Raw genomic sequence first — 25,289 nt, 5'->3', positions numbered from 1 at the left:
CGTTCCCGCACCGGCTGACCGCCGACAGCGAACAGACGAGACCGAGTGCGTTGCAACCGATAAGTTCGACAACAAGCGACAACTGAACGGGAGCTTTTCCATGGCCGAAGCAACACTGAACCCCAGTGTTTTTGACCGCCTTCTGAGAGACCGGATCGTGTGGCTCGGCTCCGAGGTCCGCGACGACAACTCGAACGAGATCGCAGCCAAGCTGCTGCTCCTCGCCGCCGAGGACCCTGAGAAGGACATCTACCTCTACATCAACTCGCCCGGCGGCTCGATCACCGCCGGCATGGCGATCTACGACACGATGCAGTTCGTGCCGAACGACATCGTCACGGTGGGCATCGGCCTCGCCGCCTCGATGGGGCAGTTCCTGCTCTCGTCCGGCACGCCCGGCAAGCGCTACATCACGCCGAACGCGCGCGTGCTCCTGCACCAGCCGTCCGGTGGGTTCGGTGGGACCGCCGCCGACATCCAGACGCAGGCGAAGGTCATCCTCGACATGAAGCAGCGGATGGCCGAGCTCACGGCTGAGCAGACCGGCAAGTCGATCGAGCAGATCCTCAAGGACAACGACCGCGACAACTGGTTCTCGGCGCAGGAAGCCCTCGAGTACGGCTTCGTCGACCACCTGCGCGCCTCGTCCGCCGAGGTCGTCGGTGGCGGCGGTACCTCGGGCGACGGCGAGACCCCCACGCCGGCCGCCGAGCCCGACGCCCAGTCCTGATCCCCACCGAAGAAAAGGAAACGAGAATGCATCTTCCCATGCTCGGTGGCGCCCAGAACGTCCCGGCTCCCACCGACCGGTACATCCTCCCGAGCTTCGAGGAGCGCACGGCCTACGGCTACAAGCGGCAGGACCCGTACGCGAAGCTCTTCGAGGACCGCATCGTGTTCCTCGGCGTCCAGGTCGACGACGCGTCGGCCGACGACGTCATGGCTCAGCTGCTCGTGCTCGAGTCGATGGACCCGGACCGCGACATCGTCATGTACATCAACTCGCCCGGTGGCTCGTTCACCGCGATGACGGCGATCTACGACACGATGCAGTACATCCGTCCGCAGATCCAGACGGTCTGCCTCGGGCAGGCCGCCTCGGCCGCGTCGGTGCTCCTCGCCGGTGGTACCCCGGGCAAGCGGCTCGCGCTCCCGAACGCCCGCGTGCTCATCCACCAGCCCGCCGTCCAGCAGGGTGGCGGCCAGGCGTCCGACATCGAGATCCAGGCGGCGGAGATCCTCCGCATGCGCACCTGGCTCGAGGAGACGCTGTCGAAGCACTCCAACAAGACGCCGGAGCAGATCAACCACGACATCGAGCGCGACAAGATCATGTCCGCGCAGGAAGCGGTGGAGTACGGCCTGATCGACCAGGTCCTCACCAGCCGCAAGAACCTGCCGGCGCTGGTCAAGTAGCGCGACACGACGACGGCCCCGTACCGAGCTCGGTACGGGGCCGTCGTCGTGTCTGGAGGCGGTGCGGCTCAGCCCTCGTCGGTGTCGTCGGCAGCGGGTGCCGGGCGACGACGGACGAGCAGGAGCACGGCGACCACCGCGGCGACGACCACGAGGCCGCCGGCACCGATCCACAGCGCGTCGGACGTCGTCGACGCGGTCCCGCCCGACTCGGTGCCGGTCGTGGTCGCGGCAGCGGTGGACCCGTCGCCGTCGGCCGCGCAGCTCGGCGGTGTCGCGGAGCCCGACGCGGGGGAGAAGCCGGCCGGCGCGTCCCACGTGAAGTCGTACGAGTCGGAGACGGTGTGCCCGTCGGCCGAGATGATCTGCCACTCGACGGTGTACTGCCCGGAGTCGCCGAGCGCTGCCGCGGTGGTCATCGTCGGGCCGTCGACGTCGACACAGCCGTCCTCGAAGTACGTGCCGTCCGGACCGACGACGCGGAAGGCGAACCCGGAGTCCGTGTCGCCGATGTCGAGCAGCCGGTCGTTCGTCGTGATCGCGAACGACTCCGGCAGCTCGGTGAGCGTGCTGTCGGCCGCCGGGGTGGCGGAGACGAGGTAGTTGTGCGCGCTGGCGGGGGCGGCGATCCCGAGGAGTGCACCGCACGCGATCGTGAGCGCCGCGGCGGACGCGGCCACGAGCCTCCCGGCCCGGCCGCGCCCACCCGCAGGACGCGAGCCGGCCGGAGCGCCGGACGTCACTTGCTGCTGCCGCGACGGCGCGAGGCGGCGACCGAGACGACGAGCGCGACGGCGCCGAGGAGCAGGCCGCCGAGGCCGAGGAACCGCCCGACCAGGTCGGGGTCCGCGGGGCTGGTGGAGGATGCACTGGAGGCGGTGGTCGCGACCGAGTCGTCGGACCCGGTCGACTCGGCGGCACCGTGGGCGTGCTCGTCCTCGGCTGCGTCGGCAGCGGTCAGGGTGATCGTGGGCGCCGGGTGCTCCGGCTCGGCCTCACCGGCCTTCGTCGTCTGGTCCCACTCGGTGGAGCCCTTCTCGCAGGTCTGCGAGACGGGCATCGCGACGGTGTCGCCCGCCGCGCCGTCCGGGAGCGCGAAGGACAGCGCGAACGTGTCGCGCTCGTCGGCGGGGAGCGGCGTCTTCGCGGTGTACGTGACGCTCGTGACCCGCTCGGCCGCTGCTTCGGACTCGTCCTCGTCCGCCGCGGCGCTGGGGGCGGTGTACGGCTCGGTGTCCTTCGTGATGGTCCAGTTCGGGTTGACCGTCGGCGTGACCTCGATCACGGACTCGGGGACGTGGAACTGCAGCTTCGTGGTGGGGGAGCCGTCGCAGCCGTGCGGGACGGAGAACGTGACCGTGGTGTACGAGTTCGCCGCCGTCGAGGTGGCTTCCGCGCCGACGTGCGCGCTGGCCGAGGCCGCGGAGCCGAGGACGATCGCGGCGGCGACACCGAGGGTCGCGACGCCGCCGGTGGCGAGGCGCTTGTGCATGGTTCCTCCAGGAGCCGTTCTCTACAACTTGTAGAGCAACGGCGTCCACGCTACCAGGCCCGCGACGCCGTGGGCGAACGCGGCCGGGGGTCCCCGACGGTGTCACCGGATGCGGTTAGGCTCGGTGACACGACGACCTCGTGCACCGCACTGGCGGCGCGCGTCGACCAGGGAAGGCCGAGAGCATGGCACGCATCGGAGAGAGCGCCGACCTCCTGAAGTGCTCCTTCTGTGGGAAGAGCCAGAAGCAGGTACAGCAGCTGATCGCCGGTCCCGGCGTGTACATCTGCGACGAATGCGTCGAACTCTGCAACGAGATCATCGAGGAGCGCCTCGCCGAAGCGGGCGAGGACACCGGCAGCGGCGAGTTCGACCTGCCCAAGCCCCGCGAGATCTTCGACTTCCTGCAGGAGTACGTCATCGGGCAGGACCCGGCGAAGCGCGCGCTCGCGGTCGCCGTCTACAACCACTACAAGCGCGTCCGGGCGCAGGGGCAGATCACCGCTGCCGAAGACCGCGACGACGTCGAGATCGCCAAGTCGAACATCCTGCTCATCGGGCCGACCGGCTGCGGCAAGACCTACCTGGCGCAGACGCTCGCGAAGCGCCTCAACGTGCCCTTCGCCGTCGCCGACGCCACAGCACTGACCGAAGCCGGGTACGTCGGCGAGGACGTCGAGAACATCCTGCTCAAGCTCATCCAGGCCGCCGACTACGACGTCAAGCGCGCCGAGACCGGCATCATCTACATCGACGAGGTCGACAAGATCGCGCGGAAGGCCGAGAACCCCTCGATCACGCGCGACGTCTCGGGCGAGGGCGTGCAGCAGGCGCTGCTCAAGATCCTCGAGGGCACGGTCGCCTCGGTGCCGCCGCAGGGCGGTCGGAAGCACCCGCACCAGGAGTTCATCCAGATCGACACGACGAACGTCCTGTTCATCGTGGCCGGGGCCTTCGCCGGGCTCGAGGAGATCGTCTCGTCCCGCGTCGGCAAGCACGGCATCGGCTTCGGTGCACAGCTGCACAGCCCGCTCGACCAGCAGGACCTGTACGCCGACGTCCTGCCGGAGGACCTGCACAAGTTCGGGCTCATCCCGGAGTTCATCGGTCGTCTGCCCGTCGTGACCACGGTGTCGAAGCTCGACCAGGCCGCGCTCATGCAGATCCTCACCGAGCCGAAGAACGCCCTCGTCCGGCAGTACCAGCGGATGTTCCAGATCGACGGTGTCGAGCTCGAGTTCGACCAGGGTGCGCTCGAGGCCATCGCGGACCTCGCCGTCCTGCGGCAGACGGGTGCCCGCGGGCTCCGGGCGATCATGGAAGAGGTCCTCGGGCCGATCATGTTCGACATCCCGTCGGACGACGACGTCGCCCGCGTGGTCATCAACCGTGCGACCGTGCTCGAGAACGCGGCGCCGACGATCGTCCCGCGGTCGCAGCCGAAGCGCGTCGAGAAGTCCGCGTAGCGACGCCGCGCCGGGGACGGCGCCGCCGCCGGTGCCCCGGCGCGCTGGTTCGCCGGTGCCTACTCGAGCCCGCGGCGACGCAGCAGTGGCCCGACCTCGGCGTCCCGGCCGCGGAACGCGCGGTACGCCTCGAGCGGGTCCTGCGCTCCGCCGACGCCGAGCAGGAGTCGCGCGAACCGCTCGCCGGCCTCCCGGGACAGGCCGCCGTTGTCGCGGAACCACTCCACGGTGTCGGCGTCGAGCACCTCGCTCCAGATGTACCCGTAGTACCCGGCGTCGTACCCGCCCGAGAACGTGTGCGCGAAGTACGTCGACGAGTAGCGGGGCGGGACGGCCGGGGCGTCGATGCCCGCGTCCGCCAGGGCCTGCCGCTCGAAGGCCTCGACGTCGGTGACGGCTGCGGCCTCGGCGGCGGTCAGCCGGTGCCACGCCTGGTCGAGGAGCGCGGCGGCGAGGTACTCGGTCGTGCCGAAGCCCTCGTTGAAGCCCTCGGCGTCACCGAGCCCGAGGACGAGCTCCGGCGGCATCGGCTCGCCGGTCTCGTGGTGCTTCGCGTAGTTCGCCAGCACCGACGGCCAGGTCACCCACATCTCGTTGACCTGCGACGGGAACTCGACGAAGTCACGCTCCACGTTCGTGCCGGAGAACCGGGGGTAGGTCGTGCGGGCGATCAAGCCGTGCAGCGCGTGCCCGAACTCGTGGAACAGCGTCTCGACCTCGTCCTGGGTCAGGAGCGTGACCGAACCGGTGGCCGGCTTCGGCACGTTGAGGTTGTTGACGACGACGGGGAGCGTGCCGAGCAGGTGCGACTGCTCGACCACGGGGTTCATCCACGCCCCGCCGCGCTTGCCGTCCCGTGTGTACAGGTCGAGCAGGTACAGCCCGACGGGCTCGTCCTCCTCGTCGGTGACCTCGAAGACGCGGACCTCGTCGTTGTAGCCCCGCAGGTCGGGCCGTTCCGTGAAGTGCAGGCCGTACAGCGCGGTGGCCGCGTGGAAGACGCCGTCGACGAGGACCCGGTCGGCCGCCAGGTAGGGGCGGAGTGCCCCGCTGTCCGCGGCGAACTGCTCACCGCGCAGGACCTCGGTGGCGTACCCCCAGTCCCACGACTCGACTTCGTACCCGACGGTCCGCGACCGCACGGCCCGCTCGTCGCGGGCGTTCGCGGTCGCGGCCGGCACGAGCGACGACAGCAGCCCGGCGACCGCGTCGGGGTCGCCGGCGGTCTCGTCGGCGGTGACGACCGAGGCGTGGTCGCGGAAGCCGAGCAGTTCGGCGCGTTCGGCGCGGAGGCGCACGATCCGCAGCAGGACCTCCCGGTTGTCGAAGGCGTTCCCGCGTCGCCCGCGCGAGAGCGACGCCTCCATGATCCGCCGCCGGAGCCCGCGGTCGGTGAGCGCGGCGAGCCAGGGGTGGCCGGTGTAGAGCGGCAGGGTGACGAGCCAGCCGTCCAGACCCCGGTCGGCCGCGGCGCCGGCGGCCGCGGACACCGCACCGTCGTCGAGCCCGGCGAGTTCGGACGCGTCGGTGACGTGCACGGCGGCGTCGTTCGTGTCCTCGAGCAGGTTCCGCTCGAACGTCGTCGTCAACGAGGAGAGCTCCTGGTTGACGGCGGTCAGTCGTTCCTTGCCCGCGTCGTCGAGACCGGCGCCGGCGAGCGTCATCTCGGTCAGGGTCCGGGCGACGAGGCGTCGGTCCTCGTCCGACAGGCCGGGAGCGCCGTCGAGGTCGTCGTGCACGGCCCGCACGCGTGCGTACAGGCGGGCGTCGAGCACGATGGCGTCACGGTGGGCGGCCAGGAGCGGGGAGAGCTCCGCCTCGAGGTCGCGGAGCTCGTCGGTGGAGTCCGCCGAGGTGACGGTGGAGAAGACCATCTCGACCCGCTGCAGCAGCTGCCCGGACCGTTCGAGTGCCACGAGCGTGTTCTCGAACGTCGGCGGGTGCGGGTCGGTGGCGATCGCCTCGACCTCGGCGCGGTGCTCGGCCATCCCGGCGGCGAAGGCCGGGCGGTAGTGCTCCGTCCGGACGTCGTCGAACGGGGGCAGGGCGTAGGGGAGCGTGCTCGGTTCGTCGAACGGAGTGGCCATCCCCACAACCTATCCGCCGGCCCGTGTCAGGGCGTGGCGGCGTCGATGAGGACCGCGGCGGCGCGACGCGCGTGCACGGCGGCGTCCGTCGTGCCGGCGATCGCCGCGGTGGTCTGCGCCCCCTCGGCGAGGAGCGCGAGCTGGGCGGCGAGTTCCTCGGCGCGGTCGACGTCAGGGACGGCCTGGAGGGCGAGGCCGCTGACGAAGCGCTGGAACGACTCCTTGTGCTCGCGTGCGATGGCGGCGACGGTCGGCGAGGTCGCACCGAGCTCGCCGAAGGCGTTGATGAACCCGCAGCCCCGGAACGTGTCGTCGCCGAACCACGACTCGAGGAAGTCGTAGACGGCGAGCATCTTCGCGCGCGGCCCGGCGGCGTCGTCGACGGCCGCACGGATGCCCTGCTCCCAGAGCGCGTGACGCCCGGTCAGGACGGCTGCGACGAGCTGCTCCTTGCCGGGGAACGCGGCGTAGAGCTTCTTGAGCGAGACGCCGGCGGCCGATCGGATCTCGTCCATGCCGACGGCCTGGATGCCGCGCGCGTAGAACAGTGCGTCGGCGGTGTCGACGATGCGCGCCGTCGTCTCCGGCTCGACCGTGCTCGTGGCCATGTCCGCCCTCCGTCCACCCGGTTGTCCGCCGGCAGGGCACCACGCCGGGAACGTTCGTTCTCCACTCTAGGCCGCGGAGCGGGAGCGGTCAGTCCTCGGTGCCGGCGTCGTCCGGGTCCGTCACCTGCGCGTGGCCGAGCGGATCGAGGTGGATCGACGTCCCGTCGTCCAGCTCGACCATCGGCTTGCCCTCCAGGAAGGTGAGCGTCCAGCGCCAGGTCGACGCGTCGACCGACTGCGCTGTCAGGTCGTCCTCGACAGCGCGCACCGCGACCACCATCGTCTCGGGCAGCCGTGCGGGCGGTTCCGCTCCGACGTTCCATCTCGTGCCCAACTGCATGCGTGCCTCCAGTACGTCGCCGGCGGGGACGCAGGACGCCCCGCCCGTGTCTCCACGGTAACGGGGCGTCCTCGGTGTCCGGGTCGCGGCCCGGGTGCTCCGACTAGGCCGAGGGCTGCTCGGCCAGCTCGATCTCGGTCACCGCGAACTCGTCGCCGTCCACGAAGGCGAGGTCCTGGATGCGGCCGACGGCCGCCAGGTCCACGGCCGCGCGCTCCACGAGCTCGCGCACGGCGGCCGGCGCCTGCACGACCGCCCGGGTGACGGGCGTCTTCTGGGACGCCTTCGCCGCGGTCTTCGCACCGCGGATGCCGATGAGCGCCTGCCCGACGGCGGCGAGCAGACCGGTCTCCGCCTGGTCGACCGGCAGGTCGGTCCGCGTCGGCCAGGAGGCCCGGTGCACGCTCGTCTCGTGGGTCCAGGCCCAGACCTCCTCCGTCGCGTACGGGAGGAACGGGGCGAGCAGACGGAGCAGGACGTCGATCGCGCCCCGGAGCGCGAGCACCGCGCTCGCCTGGGTCTCGTGGCTCGCGTCCGCCGCGGTGCCGTAGGCACGCTCCTTGACGAGCTCGAGGTAGTCGTCGCAGAAGGTCCAGAAGAAGCGCTCGGTGATCTCGAGCGCACGGGCGTGGTCGTACGCCTCGAACGCGGCCGTGGCCTGGTCGACGACCGTGCCCAGAGCGGCGAGCATGTCGACGTCGAGCGCCTCCGTCACCCGGTGGGCGCCGGTGGGCAGCTCGAAGCCGTAGACGAACTTCGCCGCGTTGAGGACCTTGATCGCGAGACGACGGCCGACCTTGATCTGCTTCGGGTTCTGCGGGTCGAACGCGGCGTCGGTCCCGAGCTTCGACGAGGCCGCCCAGTACCGGACCGCGTCCGCACCGTGCTGCTCGAGGATCGACAGCGGCGTGACGACGTTGCCCTTCGACTTCGACATCTTCTTGCGGTCGGGATCGACGATGAAGCCGGAGATCGAGGCGTTCTTCCACGGCACCACGTCGGCCTCGAGCTGGCTGCGGAGCACGGTCGTGAACAGCCACGTCCGGATGATGTCCTGCGCCTGCGGGCGGACGTCGTACGGGTACACCAGGCCGTAGAGCTCCGGGTCGGTCTCCCACTTTCCGGCGAGCTGCGGGGTGAGGGACGAGGTCGCCCAGGTGTCCATCACGTCGAGCTCGCCCTGGAAGCCGCCGGCGACACCGCGCTGCGACTCGTCGTACCCGGGAGCCGGGTCGGACGACGGGTCGACGGGCAGCTGCGCCTCGGTCGGGACGATCGGCTGGTCGAAGACCGGGTTCCCGTCGGCGTCGAGCGGGTACCAGACCGGGATCGGCACACCGAAGAAGCGCTGGCGGGAGATGAGCCAGTCGCCGGACAGGCCGCCGACCCAGTTCTCGTACCGGACCTTCATGAAGTCGGGGTGGAACGCGATCTGGTCCCCGCGGTCGAGGAGCGTCTGCTTCAGCTCTTCGTCGCGGGCACCGTTGACGATGTACCACTGGCGGGTGGAGACGATCTCGAGCGGCTTGTCGCCCTTCTCGAAGAACTTGACCGGGTGGTTGATCGTCTTGACGTCGCCGACGAGCTCGCCGGACGCGGTGAGGGCGTCCACGACGACCTTCTTGGCGGAGAACACCGTCTTGCCGGCCATCTCGGCGTAGAGCGCCCGACCCTCGGCGGACTCGATCCACGCCGGCTCCTCCGAGCGGATGCGGCCGTCGAACCCGATCACCGAGCGGTTCGGCAGCTGCAGCTCGCGCCACCAGACGACGTCGGTGGTGTCACCGAACGTGCAGATCATCGCGATGCCGGCGCCCTTGTCCTTCTGCGCGAGGTGGTGCGCGAGCACCGGGACCTCGACGTCGAACAGCGGGGAGCGGACGGTCGTGCCGAACAGGTCCTGGTAGCGCTCGTCGTCCGGGTGTGCGACGAGGGCCACGCACGCCGGCAGGAGCTCGGGGCGGGTGGTCTGGATGACGACGTCACCGCTGCCGTCCGTCTTGTGGAAGGCGAGACCGTGGTACGCGCCCGGCATCTCCTTGTCCTCGAGCTCGGCCTGGGCGACCGCGGTGCGGAACGTCACGTCCCACAGCGTCGGGGCGTCGGCCTGGTACGCCTCGCCACGCTCGAGGTTGCGGAGGAAGGCGCGCTGGGCGCTCGCGCGGGAGGTCGCGTCGATGGTGCGGTACGACTGCGTCCAGTCGACCGACAGCCCGAGGGTGCGGAAGAGCTCCTCGAACTGCTGCTCGTCCTGGACGGTCAGCTGGTCGCAGAGCTCGATGAAGTTGCGACGGGAGATCGGCAGCTGGTCGGCGGCCTTGCTCGACTTGCCGTCGCCGCCCTCGAACGGCGGCGTGAAGTCGGGGTCGTAGGGGAGCGACGGGTCGCAGCGGACGCCGTAGTAGTTCTGCACGCGGCGCTCGGTGGGGAGACCGTTGTCGTCCCAGCCCATCGGGTAGAAGACGTGCTTGCCGCGCATGCGCTCGTACCGGGCCTTGAGGTCGGTGTGCGTGTACGAGAACACGTGTCCGATGTGCAGCGAGCCGGAGGCGGTCGGCGGCGGGGTGTCGATCGAGTAGACGGCGGACCGGTCACCGGCGGCGGCGCGGTCGAACCGGTAGGTGCCGTCCTGCTCCCACTGCGGTCCCCAGACCTGCTCGAGTCCGTCCACCGATGGCTTGTCGGGCATGGGCTTGGTCATGGCTGCGCCTTCCGTTCGTATGTGCGGCACCGAGTCCGTGATGAGGTGCCTGAGTGTCCCCGCGCTCGACGGGTCCTGCCCAGCGTAGCGGTCACCCCGCTGCGCCGAGCCTGCCGAGCGGCACTGACATGCCACCCGTCCGGGTCCGCCTGGTAGGCTTCCGGGGTTTGTCCGGCGAGCGCGGCTCGCAGGTCGCCAGTGTCGCCGTCTCGTCGGACGCCCGAAGGACGTACAGCACACCGGAGGAACGACGTGCCAGCCAACACACCGAAGGAGACGCACGGGGACCGCCCGCTGCGGACGAAGGCCGCCGCCAAGCGCGCCCGGCGCAAGCTCACCGAGGACGACGTCACCGTCGTCGAGGAGTCGCTGCTCAAGCGTGCCGTCGCCGCAGCAGCACTCGGCAACGCCATGGAGTGGTTCGACTTCGGCATCTTCGCCTACCTGACGGTCACCATCTCGAAGGTGTTCCTGCCGGCAGGCGACCCGACCTCGAACCTCGTGGCGACGTTCGGCTTCTTCGCCGCCGCGTTCGTCGTCCGTCCGATCGGCGGCGCGGTGTTCGGCCCGATCGGCGACAAGATCGGCCGGCAGAAGGTCCTCGCGCTGACGATGATCCTGATGGCCGCGGGCACGCTGATGATCGGCCTCATCCCGTCGTACGACACGATCGGCTTCTGGGCGCCGGTGCTGCTGCTCGTCGCACGCTTCGTGCAGGGCTTCTCGACCGGCGGCGAGTACGGCGGGGCGGCGACGTTCATCGCGGAGTACTCGCCCGACAAGCGGCGCGGGTTCATGGGCTCGTGGCTCGAGTTCGGCACGCTCGCCGGCTACGTGCTCGGTGCGTCGATCGTCACGGTGCTGCAGTACGCGATGCCGGAGGACGCCCTGCTCAGCTGGGGCTGGCGCATCCCGTTCATCGTGGCGGGCCCGCTCGGCCTCATCGGGCTCTACCTGCGGCTCAAGCTGGAGGAGACACCTGCGTTCCAGAAGCAGCAGGAGCAGGCGGCCGAGCGCGAGTCGCAGAAGACGCCGTTCCTCAAGCTGTTCGCCGAGAACTGGCGCTCGCTCATCGTCTGCATCGGCCTGGTCCTCGTGTTCAACGTGACCGACTACATGCTCCTGTCGTACATGCCGACCTACCTCGAGACGAACCTCGGGCAGAACGCCACGTTCGGCCTCATCCTCATCGTCATCGTGATGATCCTCATGATGGTCGTCATCACGTTCGGCGGGCGGCTGTCGGACCGGTTCGGTCGTCGCCCGGTGCTCGCCGCGGGCTGCTTCGGGTTCATCGTGCTGTCCTGGCCGGCGCTGAAGCTCGTGCAGACCGGCACCGGCCCCGGCGTCTTCGCCGGGCTGCTCCTCCTCGGTCTGGTGCTCGTGACGTTCACGTCGACCATGCCGTCGACGCTCCCGGCCCTGTTCCCGACGATCATCCGCTACGGCGCGCTGGCGATCGCGTTCAACGTGTCGGTGTCCCTGTTCGGCGGCACGACGCCGCTCGCGACGCAGGCGCTCATCGCCGGTGCGAAGGACGCCGGCTACGGCTGGGCCGAGGACATCCCGGCGTTCTACCTCATGCTCGCCGCCCTGATCGGGCTCGTCGCGGTGTACTTCACCAAGGAGACCGCGAGCTCGCCCCTGATGGGCTCGGGCCCGACGGTCGCGCACGAGGACGAGGTCGCCGACGTGATCGCGGAGTACGACGACCCGACGTCGGAGCTCGCGCAGTCCGACTGGGCGAAGGACTTCTCGACGAGCCAGATCCCCGTCGTGTCGGCCGACGGGTCGCAGGACAAGGCCTCCGCCGGCTCCTGACCCCGTCCGACCACCTGCCTGGAGGCCCGCCCTGCGACACGCAGGTCGGGCCTCCGTCGCGTCCGGGCGCGCCGTCAGACGGCGGGGCCAGCGGCGAGTCGCTCGGCAGCACGGACCAGCTGCGCGGTGACCGCGTGCTGCGGTCGGTCGAACACCTCCGTTGCCGGGCCGTGCTCGACGACGACGCCCGCGTGCACCACGAGGACCTCGTCGGCCAGGCGGCGGACGGCGCGGAGGTCGTGCGACACGAAGACCATCGCGACCCCGGTGTCGTCGCGGAGCCGTTCGAGGAGCCCGAGCACGGCGTCCTGCACGGTCGCGTCGAGAGCGGTCACCGGCTCGTCGAGCACGAGCACCTCGGGGTCGGTGGCCAGCGCGCGGGCGATCGCGAGACGCTGCCGTTGCCCGCCGGAGAGGGTGCGCGGGGACCGGAGGCGGACCGCCGGGTCGAGGTCCACCTGCCGCAGGGCGTCGTCGACCCGGGCCGCGAGCGCTCCGGTCGCCCGTCGGGCCCGTCCGGCGGTGAGCGCGTCGGCGAGGACCCGCTCCACGTCCCATCGCTCGTCGAACGTCGCGCCGGGGTCCTGCACGACGGCGGCGACCCGGTGTCGGCGGGCGCGGCGTGCGCGTTCCGGCAGCGGCGCCCACGGCTGTCCGCTGAGCTGCACGGTGCCGGCGTCCGGCGTCTCGAGACCGAGCAGCATCCGGGCCACGGTGGTCTTGCCGGAGCCGGATGCGCCGATCAGCCCGAGGACCCGACCCGGGCGCACGGCCAGGGACACGTCCGCGACCGCTGGGACGGTGCCGTAGCTGCGCGTGAGTCCGACCGCGGCGAGGGCCGGCTCCGTCTGCGCCCTCTGCGCCGTCTGCGCCGTCTGCGCCGTCTCCTCCGGCCGTGCAGCGGTGGACATGACCGGGCGCTCGGTGGGTCGGGCCGCGCGCACGAGGGACTGCGTCGCGGGGTGTGCCGGCGCACGGAGGACGGAAGCGGTCGGGCCCTCCTCGACGATGCGTCCCGCGTCCATCACCGCCACCCGGTCGGCCCACCCGGCGACGAGGCCGAGGTCGTGCGTCACGACGAGCACTCCGGTACCGCGCTCCTGGGCGGCGCGCAGTTGCTCCATCACCCGCAACGCGACCCCCGCGTCGAGGGCGGTGGTCGGCTCGTCCGCGACCAGGAGGCCCGGACGACCGATCGTCGCGGCCGCGATGAGCGCACGCTGCCGCATCCCGCCGGAGAGGGACTCGGCGGTGCGTCCGTCGGTGGCCAGGTCGGGGTCGAGCCCCACGGCCTCGAGTTCGGCGCGGACCGCCTCGATGCGCTCGCGCGCCGAGAGCGCGGTGTGCAGGCGGAGGGCGTCGGCGACCTCGCGCCCGACCGGACGGAGCGGGTCCAGCGCGCCCAGGGCCTCCTGGCCGACGTAGCCGACGGATCGACCACGCACGGCGCGCCACCGTCGCTCCGACAGGTCACGGACGTCCTGTCCGCCCACCTGCAGCCGGTCAGCCGCGACCACCGCGCCCGGAGCGGACAGCCCCAGCGCAGCCCGGATCGTGACGGACTTGCCGGAGCCCGACGCACCGACCAGGGCGACACACTCGCCGCCGCGCACGCGCAGGGTGACGGCGTCGACCAGCGGCGTGCCGCCGATCGTGACGGACAGTCCCGCGACGTCGAGGACGACGGTGCCTGACGTGGCGTGCTCGTCCGCCGTCATCGTGCGGCCCCGGTACGGCGGAGTGCCCGGCCGAGCACCGTCACCGCGGTCGCGAGGACGACGATGGCGAGCCCGGGGAACGTGCTCATCCACGGGGCGGTCTGCAGGTAGGTCCGGCCGTCGGCGAGCATGGCCCCCCATTCCGGTGCGGGCGGTGGTGTCCCGACACCGAGGTAGCTCAGCGCGGACGCCCACACGACCGCCTGACCGATGCCGAGCGTCCCGACGGCGACGACCGGCCAGAGCGCGGCGGGCAGCACGTGCCGGACGACGATCGCGACGGGTGACCGCCCGAGCAGCACGGCCGTCTCCACCACCTGCGACGCCCGCGCGGTCCGGACCAGGCCGCGCACGATCCGGGCGTACCCGGGAGCGGTCGCGAACCCGACGGCGAGCATGGCCGGCACCGGCCCGGGACCGGTCACCGCGATCACGACGAGTGCGACGAGCAGCAGCGGCAACGCGAACGCCACCTCGGTCACGCGGCCGACCACCGCGTCGACCACCCGTCCGCCGAGCCCGGCAAGCACGCCGAGCGCCACGCCGGTCCCGCCGCCGACCAGGGTGGCGACGACGCCGACCAGGAGCGACGCCCGTGTCCCGGCGACCACCCGCGCCAGGACGTCCCGGCCCGACTCGTCGGTGCCGAACGGGTGGCCGGCGCCGGGTGGCAGGAGGGCCTCGGCCGGGTGGACCGCCAGTGGGTGTGCACCGCCGAGCAGTGCCGGCCACAGGGCGGCGACCACCGCGACCGCCACCACGGCGGCCGCGATGGTGCCTGCCGGCCCGAGCGTCCCCCCACGGAATCGCTCGGACCGGCGTCCGGCGCGCCGGCCGGACGTCTCGGACGGACCGGTCGGCGTCGCGCCGGTCCTGCCGTCGGGGTCGGTGCCGGACGGGAGGCCCGGGTCGACGATGCCGCTCACCACGCCTCCGCCTGGTCCGACGTCGCCGGGCGGTCGCCCCGGTCGTTCCCGCGCGGGTCGACCGCACGCTCCACGAGGTCGGCGACGGCGAGCACGACGACGTACGCCGCCGCCGACACGAGCGCGATCCCCGCGACGAGGGGCATGTCCCGCTGCGTCACCGCGGTCACGAGCGCCCGGCCGATCCCGGGGAGCGCGAACACCGACTCGACGACGACGGCTCCGGACACGAGCGACCCGAAGGCCCAGGCGGACAGGGCGATCCCGGGGAGTGCGGCGTGCCGGAGCAGGTGCCGACCGAACAGCCCCGCGCGGGACTCGCCCCGACCGCGGGCGGCGAGCGCGAAGGCGGACCGTTGCGCGTCCACCACACCGTCACGGATCGTCTCGGCCAGGTACCCGGCGACCGGCACCGCGACGACGAGCACGGGCAGGACCCAACCGCGCAGTGTGCCGTCGCTCACAGCGGGCACCCATCCCAGCGCGCTCGCGAACACGACGATGAGCACGCTGCCGAGCCAGAAGTGCGGCATCACGCTGGCGGTGACGGCCAGGCCGGTGGTCAGCAGCGCCGCCGTCCGGCCGCGCTGCGTCGACCACCACGCGGCGACGACCGCCAGCAGCCACGCGACCCCGAGCCCGGCGACCGCCAGGGTCAGCGTCACGGGCAGCTCCTGCGCGAGGAGCGTCGACACCGGCGTCCGGAAGGCGTACGAGTCCCCGAGCTGCCCCGTCGCCAGGCGACCGAGGAACACCAGGTACTGGACGAGGACCGGCCGGTCGAGCCCGTACTCGGAGCGCACCTGCGCGACCGCCTCGGCCGACGCCTGCGACCCCGGCCCGCCGAGGATCGCGAGGGCGGGGTCCCCGGGGATGAGGCGGATCGCGACGAACACGATCGTCGCCACCGCCCAGAGGACCCCGACGCCGCCCAGGACCCGGCGCACCGCCCAGCGCGCCCAGCCCGCCCGGGCTGGGCGGCGTGCCGGACGAGTGCCGGGTCCCTGCAGCGTCACCGGGGGATCAGCGTGCGACCCACGCCGTGCCGAACCACGGCGTGGAGACCGACGTGGTCGAGATGCCGTGGACGGCCGAGCGGTACAGGAAGTGGTTCTGCTGGTCGTAGAGCGGCAGGACCGTCCGGCTCTCGAGGATCGCCTTCTGCGCCTGCTCGACGAGGTCGGCACGCTCGCTCGCGTCCGAGGTCTGCGACGCCTTCTCGAGCAGCTCGTCGAGGGCCGGGTCATCGAGCTGCGCCAGGTTCGCGAAGTAGCCCGACGGTGCCGGGGTGATCGAGGCGGAGTCGTACAGGATGCGGAGGACGTCCGGTCCGACCTTCGTGTACGGGGCGCTCACGACGTCGTACTGGTTCTTCGCGAGTGCCGCGTACCAGCTCGACAGGTCGAGCTCCTGCAGCCGGACCTGGATGCCGACCTCCGCCTCGGACGCCTGGATCTGCTGGAACAGGCTGCGCTCTGCCGGGACGGACTGGTTCGTCGACACCGGGAACGTGACGGTGAGGGTCTTCCCGTCCTTCTCGCGGACGCCGTCGCTGTTCGTCTTCCAGCCGGCCTCGTCGAGCAGGCGCTCCGCCTCCGACGGGTCGTAGGCGAACAACGACTCGTCGGCGTACGACGTCGGCTCGACGCTCGACAGCACCGAGTACGAGCGCTTCGCGGTGCCGAGGAAGAGCGACTGCAACCCGGGATCGATCTCGGCGGCGGCGATGAAGGCCGTGCGGACGGCCTCGTCACGGAAGACCCCGTGGCCCGAGTTCAGCTCGAGTCGGTTGGACGCACCCGGACGTGGGGCATCGAGGTCACGGATGCTGCCCTTCGCCGAGGCAGCCTTCAGCTGGTCGGGCTGGGCGTTGTCGATCACGTCCACCTGACCGGACTGCAGGGCTGCGTAGCGCGAGGTCGAGTCGGGGAGGAACCGCCAGGTGAGCCCGTCCAGGCGCGGCTTCGTGGTCGACCCGGCGAGCGGGGTGTACGCGGTGTTCCGTTCGAGCGTGACGCGGTCGCCGTGCTTCCACCCGGTGACGGCGAAGGGGCCGGTGCCGACGGGGGACTCGCAGTTCGTCGCCTGCTCCCGCTCGAGCGCCTTCGGGGACTCCATGCCGACCCACGGCTGCGAGAACGACTCGAGCAGTGCGGCGTCGGGGCGGCTGAGGGACAGCGTCACCGTGTGGTCGTCGGTGGCGGTCGCCCGCTCGATCGACTGCAGGGCGAGGTACCCCGTGCTCGACGCGGTCGCGGGGTCCTGCACGTGCTCGATGTTCGCGACGACGGCCGCCGCGTCGAAGGGGGTGCCGTCGGTGAACCTGACGTCGTCGCGGAGCGTGAAGGTGAGGGTCTTCCCGTCGTCGCTCGTCGTCCACTCCGTCGCGAGCTCGGGGGTCGGACGGCCGTCGTCGTCGAGACCGACCAGCTCCTCGATGTACTGGGTCGCCAGGAGCGCCTGCGGGTAGTTGCCACCGACGTGCGGGTCCAGGCAGGTCGGCTCGGCGTCACCGGAGGCGTAGGTGAGCGTGCCACCGCGGACGGGGCTGCTGCTGTCCGCGGGTGTCCCGGATCCGGTACACGCGGTGACGGCCAGGAGGATCGTGGCCGCGCCGGCGACCCCGGTCACGATGCGCCGCAGCGCCGGGCTTTTCTGTACTGGGTCCAAGATCATGGCTGGCCGAGTCTAGCGCTTTACTGGGGGCATGGACGAACCGATCCGCCGCGGCGGGCGACCGCGCCGCTCGAGCGCCGAGGTGCTCGCGGACGCCGCCGCCGAGCTCTTCCTCGAGCAGGGCTACGGACGGACCACGGTGGACCAGATCGCCGCCCGCGCCGGGGTCAGCCGAGCCACGTTCTTCAACTACTTCACCGCCAAGTCCGACGTCATGTGGCTCGACCTCGACGCGGCAGTCGCCGCCCTTCCGCAGCACCTGGCGTCGTCGACGGAGTCGAGTGCCGTCCGCGCCGTCGAGGACGCACTGCTCGCCGCCGCCCGGGCGCACGATCCCGAGCGGGTGCCGTGGGCGATCGCGCAGGCCGAGGTCATGGACGTGGGGGACGGTCTCGTCGCCAGCGTCGCGACGCGGGTGACCGCGCAGCACCGGGCGGTCGCGTCCTTCGTCGCCGCCCGCACCGGGGAACACGCGCAGTCGCTCTGGCCGCAGACCGTGGCCGGGGCGATGCTCGGTGCCGCGGCCGCCGCGTTCGGGGTGTGGGTGACGGACGGGGTCGCCCGGCGGCCGCTCGTCGAGTACGTCGCCGCCGCGCTGACGCCCGTGGTCGCGGGGCTCGACGCGCGCTGACGCCGACCGCAGGGGCTGACGGGGCCGCTGGTAGGTTCTGGGTGCGCCGTCCGAGGGGGACGGCCACCGACACCAGGGGGACCCTTGTCCGACACACCCGATCAGCAGCCGTCGTCGTCCGGGCGGGGCCCGGAACCGGACCACACCGGCGGACCGGACGGCCGCACGGGACCGGGCCAGGGCCTCCCCGTCGAGCACGGCCAGGGCCTGTCCGCCGACGACGGCCAGGGCCTCCCCGCCGCGCACGGCCAGGGCCTCCCCGCCGACCATGGCCAGGTGCCCCCGGCGCCGCAGTGGACCGGCGGGTGGGACGCGGGCACCGGCGCGCCGCGGGACCCCGCTGGTCCGACGCCGCAGGTGCCCGGACAGCAGCACGCCCCGGGTGGCCCCCAGCAGCAGGTCCCCGGCCAGCAGCAGGTCCCCGGCGGTCCGCAGCAGCCCTGGCAGGGTCCGGGTGCCCCGGTCGCGCAGCCCGGCGGTACCGCGGCGTTCGGGACCCAGCCCCCGCAGCAGTCCCGGGGTCGCCGAGCGCTCGTCACCATCGCCGGCATCCTGGCGTTCGTCATCGCCGCCGCGCTGGTCCGCTGGGGATTCGCCTCGTTCGGCGGTCCGTCCAAGCAGGAGCTCGTCGACGAGGGCGTGGCGAAGATCTCCGAGCAGACGACCTTCCCGCGACAGGTCGACGAGATCACGACGTGGACCGGGGTCGAGGCCGAGGACGGGGCGATCCACTACCGCTACCGCGTGGACGCCGACCCCGCCACCGTCTCCGAAGGGACGATCCGCGACTCGGTGCTGTCGAACCTCTGCTCGACGGACGCGACCCGCGACATCCTCGAGGAGGACATCGCGATGCGGTACTCCTACGTCTTCACCGGCTCGGACCAGACCGTCGACCTGGAGTTCACGAACGACGACTGCTGACCGTCCCGGGGGTCAGGCGCGGAGCGTGCCGGCGCCGCCGGACGCCACGTCCTCGACCGTGCCGTCCCGGACCACGTCCGGGATGTCGTCGCTCGTCGGCCGCAGGACCGGGGCGCCCGGTACGGACAGCGTGAGCACCGCCTCCTCGACGTACTGGCTCTGCTCCAGCGACTCCTCGATCCGGCGGAGCCGACCGGCCACGTGCTCCTCGGTGTCGTTGCCGACGAGGTCGACCGCGGCGACGAGGTAGACGCGGGACGGTCCGACGAACTCGAGGTGCAGGTAGCTCACACTCTCCACCTGCTCGCGGGCGAGCAGTTCGACGAGCACGGCGTTCTCGAGCTCCGGGGACGTGCTCTCCCCGAGCAGGAACCGGCGGTTGCGGTCGATGAGGACGATCGCCACGACCCCGAGCAGCAGCCCGACGGCGATGGACCCGATCGCGTCGAACACCGCGAGTCCGGTCACCTGGTGCAGGAAGACCCCGAGGAACGCGATGACCAGGCCGACCAGGGCGGCGGCGTCCTCGGCGAACACGGCCCGGAGCGTCGGGTTCGAGGACTGCAGCACGTGGCGGAGGACCGGCACCCGTCGCTTCGTCGCGGCGCCGCGGGCCTGCCGGAACGCCTGCAGGAAGCTCGTGCCCTCGAGACAGAACGAGACCGCGAGCACGATGTAGTTGAGGGTGACGTCCTCGGCCGGGCCGGTGTCCCCGAGCTCGCCGATGCCGTGGGTGATGGAGACGATGGCACCCGCGGTGAAGAGCCCGAACGCGGCGAACATCGACCAGATGTACGTCTCCCGGCCGTAGCCGAGCGGGTGTCGTGCGTCGCGCTTCCGAGCCCCCCGCCGTTCCGCGACGAGCAGGAAGACCTCGTTGCCGGTGTCCGCCCACGAGTGCGCGGCCTCGGCGACCATCGACGCCGAGCCCGACACGAGGGCGGCGACGGACTTCGCGATGGCGACGAGGAGGTTCGCCCCGAAGGCGATGAGGACGGTGAGCAGCGACTCGGGCTTCTGCTGCGAGGACGAGGCGTCCGGGGCGGTTCCCGGAGCCTCGGGGGACGACGACGAGGGCATCGCTCCAGCATGCTCCCGTCCGGTAGAGTCGGACCCACAGGCATCGATCCGGCCATCACCGGGGAGCCTCCCGGAAGAACGCGGCACCCGGCGGGGGTCGTCACTAGAACCGGGCGGGTTCGGGACCGTCACCACCCCGACGCAGAGTGGTCACGAGCAGGCGTTGCGCGCCGGTCCGTGGCAAGCGAGGTGGTACCGCGGAGCGCAGGCTCCGTCCTCGTGGTCCAGTTCCACCGACCTCCAGGAGCCTCCCGTGCGGTACCCGCTGAACTCCGACTCCGACGGCGTGACCCCGTCCCCGTCCTTCCCCGCGGTCGAGGACGGCATCCTCGCCTTCTGGAAGGGCGACGACACCTTCCGTGCCTCCATCGCCCAGCGCGAGGGCTGCGACGAGTGGACGTTCTACGACGGTCCGCCGTTCGCCAACGGCCTCCCGCACTACGGCCACCTCCTGACCGGGTACGCGAAGGACGTCTTCCCGCGCTACCAGACCATGCGCGGCAAGCAGGTGCACCGCCGCTTCGGGTGGGACACGCACGGCCTGCCCGCCGAGCTCGAGGCGATGCGGCAGCTCGGCATCACGGAGAAGCACGAGATCGACGCCATGGGCATCGACGTCTTCAACGCAGCCGCCAAGCGGTCCGTCCTGCAGTACACCGACGAGTGGCAGCAGTACGTGACCCGCCAGGCGCGCTGGGTCGACTTCGAGGACGACTACAAGACCCTCGACGTCACGTACATGGAGAGCGTCCTGTGGGCATGGAAGACGCTGTGGGACAAGGGCCTGGCGTACGAGGGCTTCCGGGTCCTGCCGTACTGCTGGAACGACCAGACCCCGCTGTCGAACCACGAGCTCCGCATGGACGACGACGTCTACAAGATGCGTCAGGACCAGTCCGTCACGGTCGCGTTCCCGCTGACCGGTGCGCGTGCGGAGGAGCTCGGGCTGACCGGCGTCCGCGCCCTCGCCTGGACGACCACCCCCTGGACGCTGCCGACCAACGCTGCGCTCGCGGTCGGTCCGGCGATCGCGTACGCGGTCCTGCCGGCCGGGCCGGGAGGCGCGGCTGACGGTGGCGCCGCCGGTTCCGCGACGTACCTGCTCGCGTCCGACACGGTCGCCGCGCACGCGAAGGACCTCGGCTACGCCTCGGTTGAGGAGGCCGTCGACGCCGTCAGCCGGACGATCGAGGGCCGGGAGCTCGACGGCGTGACCTACGAGCGCCTGTTCGACTTCCTGTCGGACACCGAGGGCATGGAGAACGGCTGGAAGGTCCTCGTCGCCGAGTACGTCGAGACGGGCGAGGGCACCGGCATCGTGCACCAGGCCCCGGCCTACGGTGCCGACGACCAGGAGGTCTGCGCGGCCGCGGGCATCCCCGTGGTGCTCTCCCTCGACGAGGGCGGCCTGTTCACGTCGCAGTTCGGCGAGGTCGCCGGGATGCTCTGGTCCGACGCGAACAAGCCGCTGACGAAGGCCGTCCGTGACGCCGGCCGGCTCCTCCGCCAGGCGTCGTACGAGCACAGCTACCCGCACTGCTGGCGCTGCCGCAAGCCCCTCATCTACAAGGCCGTCTCGTCGTGGTTCGTCCGCGTCACCGAGTTCCGCGACCGCATGGGCGAGCTGAACCAGGACATCACCTGGGTGCCGGACAACGTGAAGGACGGCCAGTTCGGCAAGTGGGTCGGCAACGCCATCGACTGGTCGGTCTCCCGCAACCGCTACTTCGGTACGCCCATCCCGGTGTGGGTCTCCGACGACCCGGAGTACCCGCGTCAGGACGTCTACGGCTCGCTCGAGGAGATCGAGCGCGACTTCGGCCGCCTGCCCCGCAACGCCGAGGGCGAGGTCGACCTGCACCGGCCGTTCATCGACGAGCTGACGCGGCCGAACCCGGACGACCCCACGGGGCGGTCGACCATGCGCCGGATCACCGACGTGTTCGACGTCTGGTTCGACTCCGGCTCGATGCCGTACGCCCAGGTGCACTACCCGTTCGAGAACCGGGAGTGGTTCGACACCCACAGCCCGGCCGACTTCATCGTCGAGTACATCGGGCAGACCCGCGGCTGGTTCTACGTCATGCACGCGCTGTCGACCGCGCTGTTCGACCGCCCGGCGTTCACGAACGTGATCAGCCACGGCATCGTCCTCGGCTCCGACGGCCAGAAGATGTCGAAGTCGCTCCGGAACTACCCGGACGTGTCCGAGGTGTTCGACCGCGACGGTGCCGACGCGATGCGCTGGTTCCTCATGTCGTCGTCGGTGATCCGCGGCGGCAACCTCGTCGTCACCGAGGAGGGCATCCGACAGGGCGTCCGCGAGTTCCTCCTGCCGCTGTGGTCGACGTACTACTTCTTCACCCTCTACGCGAACGCCTCCGGCGATCAGGGGTACCGAGCCACCCGCAGCACCGCGAGCACCGACGTGCTCGACCGGTACCTCCTCGCGAAGACCCGCGTGCTCGTCGCCGACGTCACGACGCACCTCGACGCGCTCGACACCCCGCTGGCCGCGCAGGCGATCCGCGACTTCGCCGACGTGCTCACCAACTGGTACGTCCGGCGGTCGCGGGACAAGTTCTGGGCCGGCGCGGAGTCCTCCCCGGAGGCCCGTGCCGCGTTCGACACGCTGTTCACGGTCCTCGAGACGCTCGCCCGGGTGGCGGCGCCGCTGGCACCGCTCGTGACCGAGGAGGTCTGGAAGGGCCTGACCGGTGACCGCAGCGTGCACCTGACCGACTGGCCGTCGCCCGACGAGTTCCCCGCCGACGACGCCCTGGTCGCGGCCATGGACCGCGTGCGGGACGTCGCGTCGAAGGGCCTCGCGCTCCGCAAGGCGACCGGCAAGCGCGTCCGTCTGCCCCTCGCCACGCTGACGCTCGTCGTGCCGGACACCGCGGCCGTCGAGCCGTTCGCGGACATCCTCCGCGACGAGCTCAACGTCAAGCGCGTCGTGCTCGAGCAGCAGGCCGAGGAGTCCCTGGCGCAGTACGGCATCGAGCGGAAGCTCACCGTCAACGCCCGCGCTGCCGGCCCCCGCATCGGCAAGGCCGTGCAGCAGGTCATCCCGGCCGCCAAGCGGGGCGACTGGACCGCGACCGAGACCGGCGTGACCGTCGGCGGCATCGACCTCGTCGAGGGCGAGTTCACGCTCGACCTCACCGTGGCCGACACGTCCAAGGCCGTGGCGTTCCTCGACGGCGGCGGGTTCGTTGTCCTCGACACCGTCACCACGCCGGAGCTCGAAGCCGAGGGCATCGCCCGCGACGTCGTCCGTGCCGTGCAGCAGGCCCGACGCGACGCCGGTCTCGACGTCGGTGACCGCATCGTCCTGACGCTCCGTGCGGACGAGACGGCAGCAGCCGCGATCGGCGTGCACGAGACGCTCATCGCGAACGAGACCCTCGCCGGCGGAGTACAGGTCGTGCCCACGACGTTCGGTCAGGACGAGGACACCGTCGCGGTCGGCGACGGAGCGAAGGTGACCGTGGAGGTCCAGCGCGCATGAGCGACAGCAACGAGTACGAGATCCCCGCGGAGGACGCAGACGGAATCGAGATCCCCGTCGGTCCGGCGGGCGACACCGCTCCCGGCGAGGAACTGCCGTACGGCGGGGACGACGACGAGGTCCGGCGGGTCGAAGCGGCGCTCATGGCCCGGATCGGGGAGCAGGCACCCGAACGGCGTCTGACCGCGACCCGTCGTGCCGTCGAGCTCCTGGGCGACCCGCACCTGGCGTACCCGGTCATCCACATCACCGGCACGAACGGCAAGACGTCGACCGCCCGGATGACCGAGAGCATCGTCCGCGCCCACGGGCTCCGCACCGGACTCATGACCAGCCCGCACCTGGTGTCGATCCGGGAGCGCATCGTCATCGACGGCGAGCCCATCGAGCCGAGCCGGTTCGTCGAGAACTGGGACGACATCACCCCGATCCTCGAGATGACCGACGCCGAGCTCACCGCGAAGGGTGAGCAGCCGCTGACGTTCTTCGAGGCGCTGACCGTGCTGGCGCTCGCGTGCTTCGCCGAGGCACCCGTCGACGTGGCCGTGATCGAGGTCGGCATGGGCGGCGAGTGGGACTCCACCAACATCGTGCAGAGCCAGGTGCAGGTGTTCACCCCGATCGCCATCGACCACGCGAAGCAGCTCGGCAGCACCGTCGCCGAGATCGCCCGGACGAAGTCGGGCATCGTCAAGCCGTCCTCGTCCGTGGTCACGAGCGCGCAGACGCCCGAGGCCCTCGCGGAGCTCGAGCGCGCGGCCGAACTCACCGAGTCGGCCCTCGCGGTGGAGGGGTCGGCGTTCCGGGTCACGAGCGACACCCCGGCCGTCGGCGGGCAGCTCGTCAGCGTGCAGGGCATCGCGGGCGCGTACGACGACCTGTTCGTGCCGCTGTTCGGCGCGCACCAGGCGCACAACGCGGCCGTCGCGATCGCCGCGGTCGAGTCGTTCCTCGGCCGCGGCAGCCAGGCACTCGACGAGGACGTCCTCAGCGAGGGCCTCGCGAACGCGACGAGCCCGGGCCGTCTGCAGCCGATCGCGACCGGACCGACCGTCGTGGTCGACGCCGCGCACAACCCGCACGGAGCCAAGGCCCTCGCCGACGCGCTGCCGGTGGCGTTCCCGTCGGAGCACGTCGTCGGCGTCGTCGGGATCCTCCGCGACAAGGACGCCCGCGGGTTCGTCCGTGCGCTCAAGGACACCGTCGCGACCTTCGTCGTGACGCAGCCGCCGGGGGAGCGTGCACTGGACGCGGACGAGTTCGCCCGGGTCGTCGTCGACGAGGTCGGCAACGACCGGGTCGTCGTCGAGCCGTCGCTCGCCGGCGCCCTGCAGGAGGCCCGCGACCTGGCCGACGACGCCGACGCCGAGGACGCCATGGTCCTCGTCGCCGGGTCGATCGTCATGGTCGGCGCGGTCATGGACCTGGTGCACCGGGAAGGCGGGACGAAGTGACGGACGCGGGGCGTGCCTCCCGGCCGCCGCGTGCACCCCGGGTCCGACGCCCGCGTCGTGACCGTGGCGCCCGCGAGAGTCTGCTCTCGATCACGCTGGGCCTCGAGGCGTTCATGTTCTTCTTCCCGATGCTCGTCGTCTACGGCAAGCACACGCTGCCGGCCGCCGTCGCCTTCGGCGGGGGCATCGCGGCGATCATCGTGCTCCTCCTCGCGTCCCGGATGACCGGTTCCCGGGCCGGTGTATGGTTCGGGTGGCTGCTGCAGGCGGCCATCCTCGCCACCGGGTTCATCGAGCCCTTCATGGTCGTGGTGGGCCTGGTGTTCCTGGCGTTGTGGGTCTTCTGCTTCGTCAAGGGCGGTCAGCTCGACCGGCAGAACGCCGCCCGTCGCGTCGCGCTCGGCGAGGACTGATCCATCCCACCTCGAACCGCAGGGA

20 protein-coding genes are annotated in these 25,289 nt (G+C 71.6%); 9 read left to right on the top strand and 11 right to left on the bottom strand.

Going from position 1 to position 25,289, the window contains the following annotated elements; all coding sequences use genetic code 11:
- The first annotated feature begins 100 nt into the window (after nt 1-100).
- Nucleotides 101-730, top strand: a complete 630-nt coding sequence (locus tag DEI91_RS12100; protein ID WP_111052534.1) for an ATP-dependent Clp protease proteolytic subunit — start codon at nt 101-103, stop codon at nt 728-730.
- 26 nt (nt 731-756) lie between these two features.
- A complete protein-coding gene (locus tag DEI91_RS12095) occupies nt 757-1,416 on the top strand; it encodes an ATP-dependent Clp protease proteolytic subunit (RefSeq protein WP_110823813.1) in 660 nt (219 codons plus the stop codon).
- A 68-nt stretch (nt 1,417-1,484) separates the two neighbouring features.
- On the opposite strand, the gene DEI91_RS12090 is transcribed toward DEI91_RS12095, so the two are convergent.
- Both DEI91_RS12090 and DEI91_RS12085 read right to left on the bottom strand, forming a co-directional pair.
- Nucleotides 1,485-2,096, bottom strand: coding sequence for a copper resistance CopC family protein (locus DEI91_RS12090; protein WP_258374413.1), 612 nt, complete (start codon nt 2,094-2,096; stop codon nt 1,485-1,487).
- A 59-nt stretch (nt 2,097-2,155) separates the two neighbouring features.
- Nucleotides 2,156-2,908 carry a YcnI family protein gene (locus tag DEI91_RS12085; RefSeq protein ID WP_111052532.1) on the bottom strand — a complete coding sequence of 251 codons (753 nt, stop codon included), beginning with the start codon at nt 2,906-2,908 and terminating at the stop codon, nt 2,156-2,158.
- A 185-nt stretch (nt 2,909-3,093) separates the two neighbouring features.
- On the opposite strand from DEI91_RS12085, the gene clpX reads away from it, so the two are divergent.
- Nucleotides 3,094-4,374, top strand: a complete 1,281-nt coding sequence (clpX, locus tag DEI91_RS12080; protein ID WP_110823815.1) for an ATP-dependent Clp protease ATP-binding subunit ClpX — start codon at nt 3,094-3,096, stop codon at nt 4,372-4,374.
- A gap of 59 nt (nt 4,375-4,433) precedes the next feature.
- On the opposite strand, the gene DEI91_RS12075 is transcribed toward clpX, so the two are convergent.
- The 4 genes from DEI91_RS12075 to valS all read right to left on the bottom strand — a co-directional run bounded on the left by DEI91_RS12075 (nt 4,434) and on the right by valS (nt 10,110).
- Nucleotides 4,434-6,461: a M3 family metallopeptidase gene (locus tag DEI91_RS12075; protein WP_111052531.1), complete on the bottom strand. Its 2,028-nt coding sequence runs from the start codon at nt 6,459-6,461 to the stop codon at nt 4,434-4,436.
- A 26-nt stretch (nt 6,462-6,487) separates the two neighbouring features.
- Complete coding sequence (locus DEI91_RS12070) at nt 6,488-7,069, bottom strand: TetR/AcrR family transcriptional regulator (RefSeq protein ID WP_111052530.1); 582 nt, start codon at nt 7,067-7,069, stop codon at nt 6,488-6,490.
- An 88-nt stretch (nt 7,070-7,157) separates the two neighbouring features.
- A complete protein-coding gene (locus DEI91_RS12065; RefSeq protein WP_111052529.1) occupies nt 7,158-7,409 on the bottom strand; it encodes a hypothetical protein in 252 nt (83 codons plus the stop codon).
- A 103-nt stretch (nt 7,410-7,512) separates the two neighbouring features.
- On the bottom strand, nt 7,513-10,110 hold the full coding sequence (gene valS / locus DEI91_RS12060) for a valine--tRNA ligase (protein WP_258374412.1): 2,598 nt from the start codon (nt 10,108-10,110) through the stop codon (nt 7,513-7,515).
- Nucleotides 10,111-10,362: 252 nt separating this feature from the next.
- On the opposite strand from valS, the gene proP reads away from it, so the two are divergent.
- Complete coding sequence (gene proP / locus DEI91_RS12055; RefSeq protein WP_258374411.1) at nt 10,363-11,931, top strand: glycine betaine/L-proline transporter ProP; 1,569 nt, start codon at nt 10,363-10,365, stop codon at nt 11,929-11,931.
- Nucleotides 11,932-12,005: 74 nt separating this feature from the next.
- On the opposite strand, the gene DEI91_RS12050 is transcribed toward proP, so the two are convergent.
- Genes DEI91_RS12050 through DEI91_RS12035 form a run of 4 tightly spaced genes read right to left on the bottom strand, consistent with a single transcriptional unit; the run spans nt 12,006 to nt 17,251 of the window.
- The gene (locus tag DEI91_RS12050) at nt 12,006-13,649 is read right to left on the bottom strand and encodes an ABC transporter ATP-binding protein (protein ID WP_111052528.1); all 1,644 of its coding nucleotides are present in this window, start codon (nt 13,647-13,649) and stop codon (nt 12,006-12,008) included.
- On the bottom strand, nt 13,646-14,575 hold the full coding sequence (locus DEI91_RS12045; protein WP_258374410.1) for an ABC transporter permease: 930 nt from the start codon (nt 14,573-14,575) through the stop codon (nt 13,646-13,648). Before DEI91_RS12045 ends, DEI91_RS12050 begins: the two co-directional genes overlap by 4 nt.
- A complete protein-coding gene (locus tag DEI91_RS12040) occupies nt 14,572-15,591 on the bottom strand; it encodes an ABC transporter permease (RefSeq protein WP_309148057.1) in 1,020 nt (339 codons plus the stop codon). Before DEI91_RS12040 ends, DEI91_RS12045 begins: the two co-directional genes overlap by 4 nt.
- A gap of 7 nt (nt 15,592-15,598) precedes the next feature.
- Nucleotides 15,599-17,251, bottom strand: a complete 1,653-nt coding sequence (locus DEI91_RS12035; protein WP_111052527.1) for an ABC transporter substrate-binding protein — start codon at nt 17,249-17,251, stop codon at nt 15,599-15,601.
- A gap of 31 nt (nt 17,252-17,282) precedes the next feature.
- Here DEI91_RS12035 and DEI91_RS12030 point away from each other — a divergent pair, with 31 nt between their 5' ends.
- Both DEI91_RS12030 and DEI91_RS12025 read left to right on the top strand, forming a co-directional pair.
- A complete protein-coding gene (locus DEI91_RS12030) occupies nt 17,283-17,882 on the top strand; it encodes a TetR/AcrR family transcriptional regulator (RefSeq protein ID WP_111052526.1) in 600 nt (199 codons plus the stop codon).
- Nucleotides 17,883-17,966: 84 nt separating this feature from the next.
- Nucleotides 17,967-18,806 (top strand): hypothetical protein, encoded by an 840-nt coding sequence (locus tag DEI91_RS12025; RefSeq protein WP_111052525.1) that lies wholly within the window; start codon nt 17,967-17,969, stop codon nt 18,804-18,806.
- Between the two features lie 12 nt (nt 18,807-18,818).
- On the opposite strand, the gene DEI91_RS12020 is transcribed toward DEI91_RS12025, so the two are convergent.
- Nucleotides 18,819-19,886 carry a cation diffusion facilitator family transporter gene (locus tag DEI91_RS12020; protein WP_111052524.1) on the bottom strand — a complete coding sequence of 356 codons (1,068 nt, stop codon included), beginning with the start codon at nt 19,884-19,886 and terminating at the stop codon, nt 18,819-18,821.
- A gap of 253 nt (nt 19,887-20,139) precedes the next feature.
- Here DEI91_RS12020 and ileS point away from each other — a divergent pair, with 253 nt between their 5' ends.
- From ileS to DEI91_RS12005, 3 genes are read left to right on the top strand one after another with little or no spacing between them, the layout of a single operon-like run.
- Nucleotides 20,140-23,397, top strand: coding sequence for an isoleucine--tRNA ligase (gene ileS, locus DEI91_RS12015; protein ID WP_111052523.1), 3,258 nt, complete (start codon nt 20,140-20,142; stop codon nt 23,395-23,397).
- Nucleotides 23,394-24,851: a folylpolyglutamate synthase/dihydrofolate synthase family protein gene (locus DEI91_RS12010; RefSeq protein ID WP_111052522.1), complete on the top strand. Its 1,458-nt coding sequence runs from the start codon at nt 23,394-23,396 to the stop codon at nt 24,849-24,851. The genes ileS and DEI91_RS12010 overlap by 4 nt, the downstream gene beginning before the upstream one ends.
- The gene (locus DEI91_RS12005; protein WP_111052521.1) at nt 24,848-25,264 is read left to right on the top strand and encodes a DUF4233 domain-containing protein; all 417 of its coding nucleotides are present in this window, start codon (nt 24,848-24,850) and stop codon (nt 25,262-25,264) included. Before DEI91_RS12010 ends, DEI91_RS12005 begins: the two co-directional genes overlap by 4 nt.
- The last annotated feature ends 25 nt before the right edge of the window (nt 25,265-25,289 follow it).

It is taken from the genome of Curtobacterium sp. MCBD17_032, assembly GCF_003234855.1.
In the GTDB taxonomy this organism is placed as follows: Bacteria; Actinomycetota; Actinomycetes; order Actinomycetales; family Microbacteriaceae; genus Curtobacterium.
This window is presented reverse-complemented; position numbering and strand designations above follow the sequence as displayed.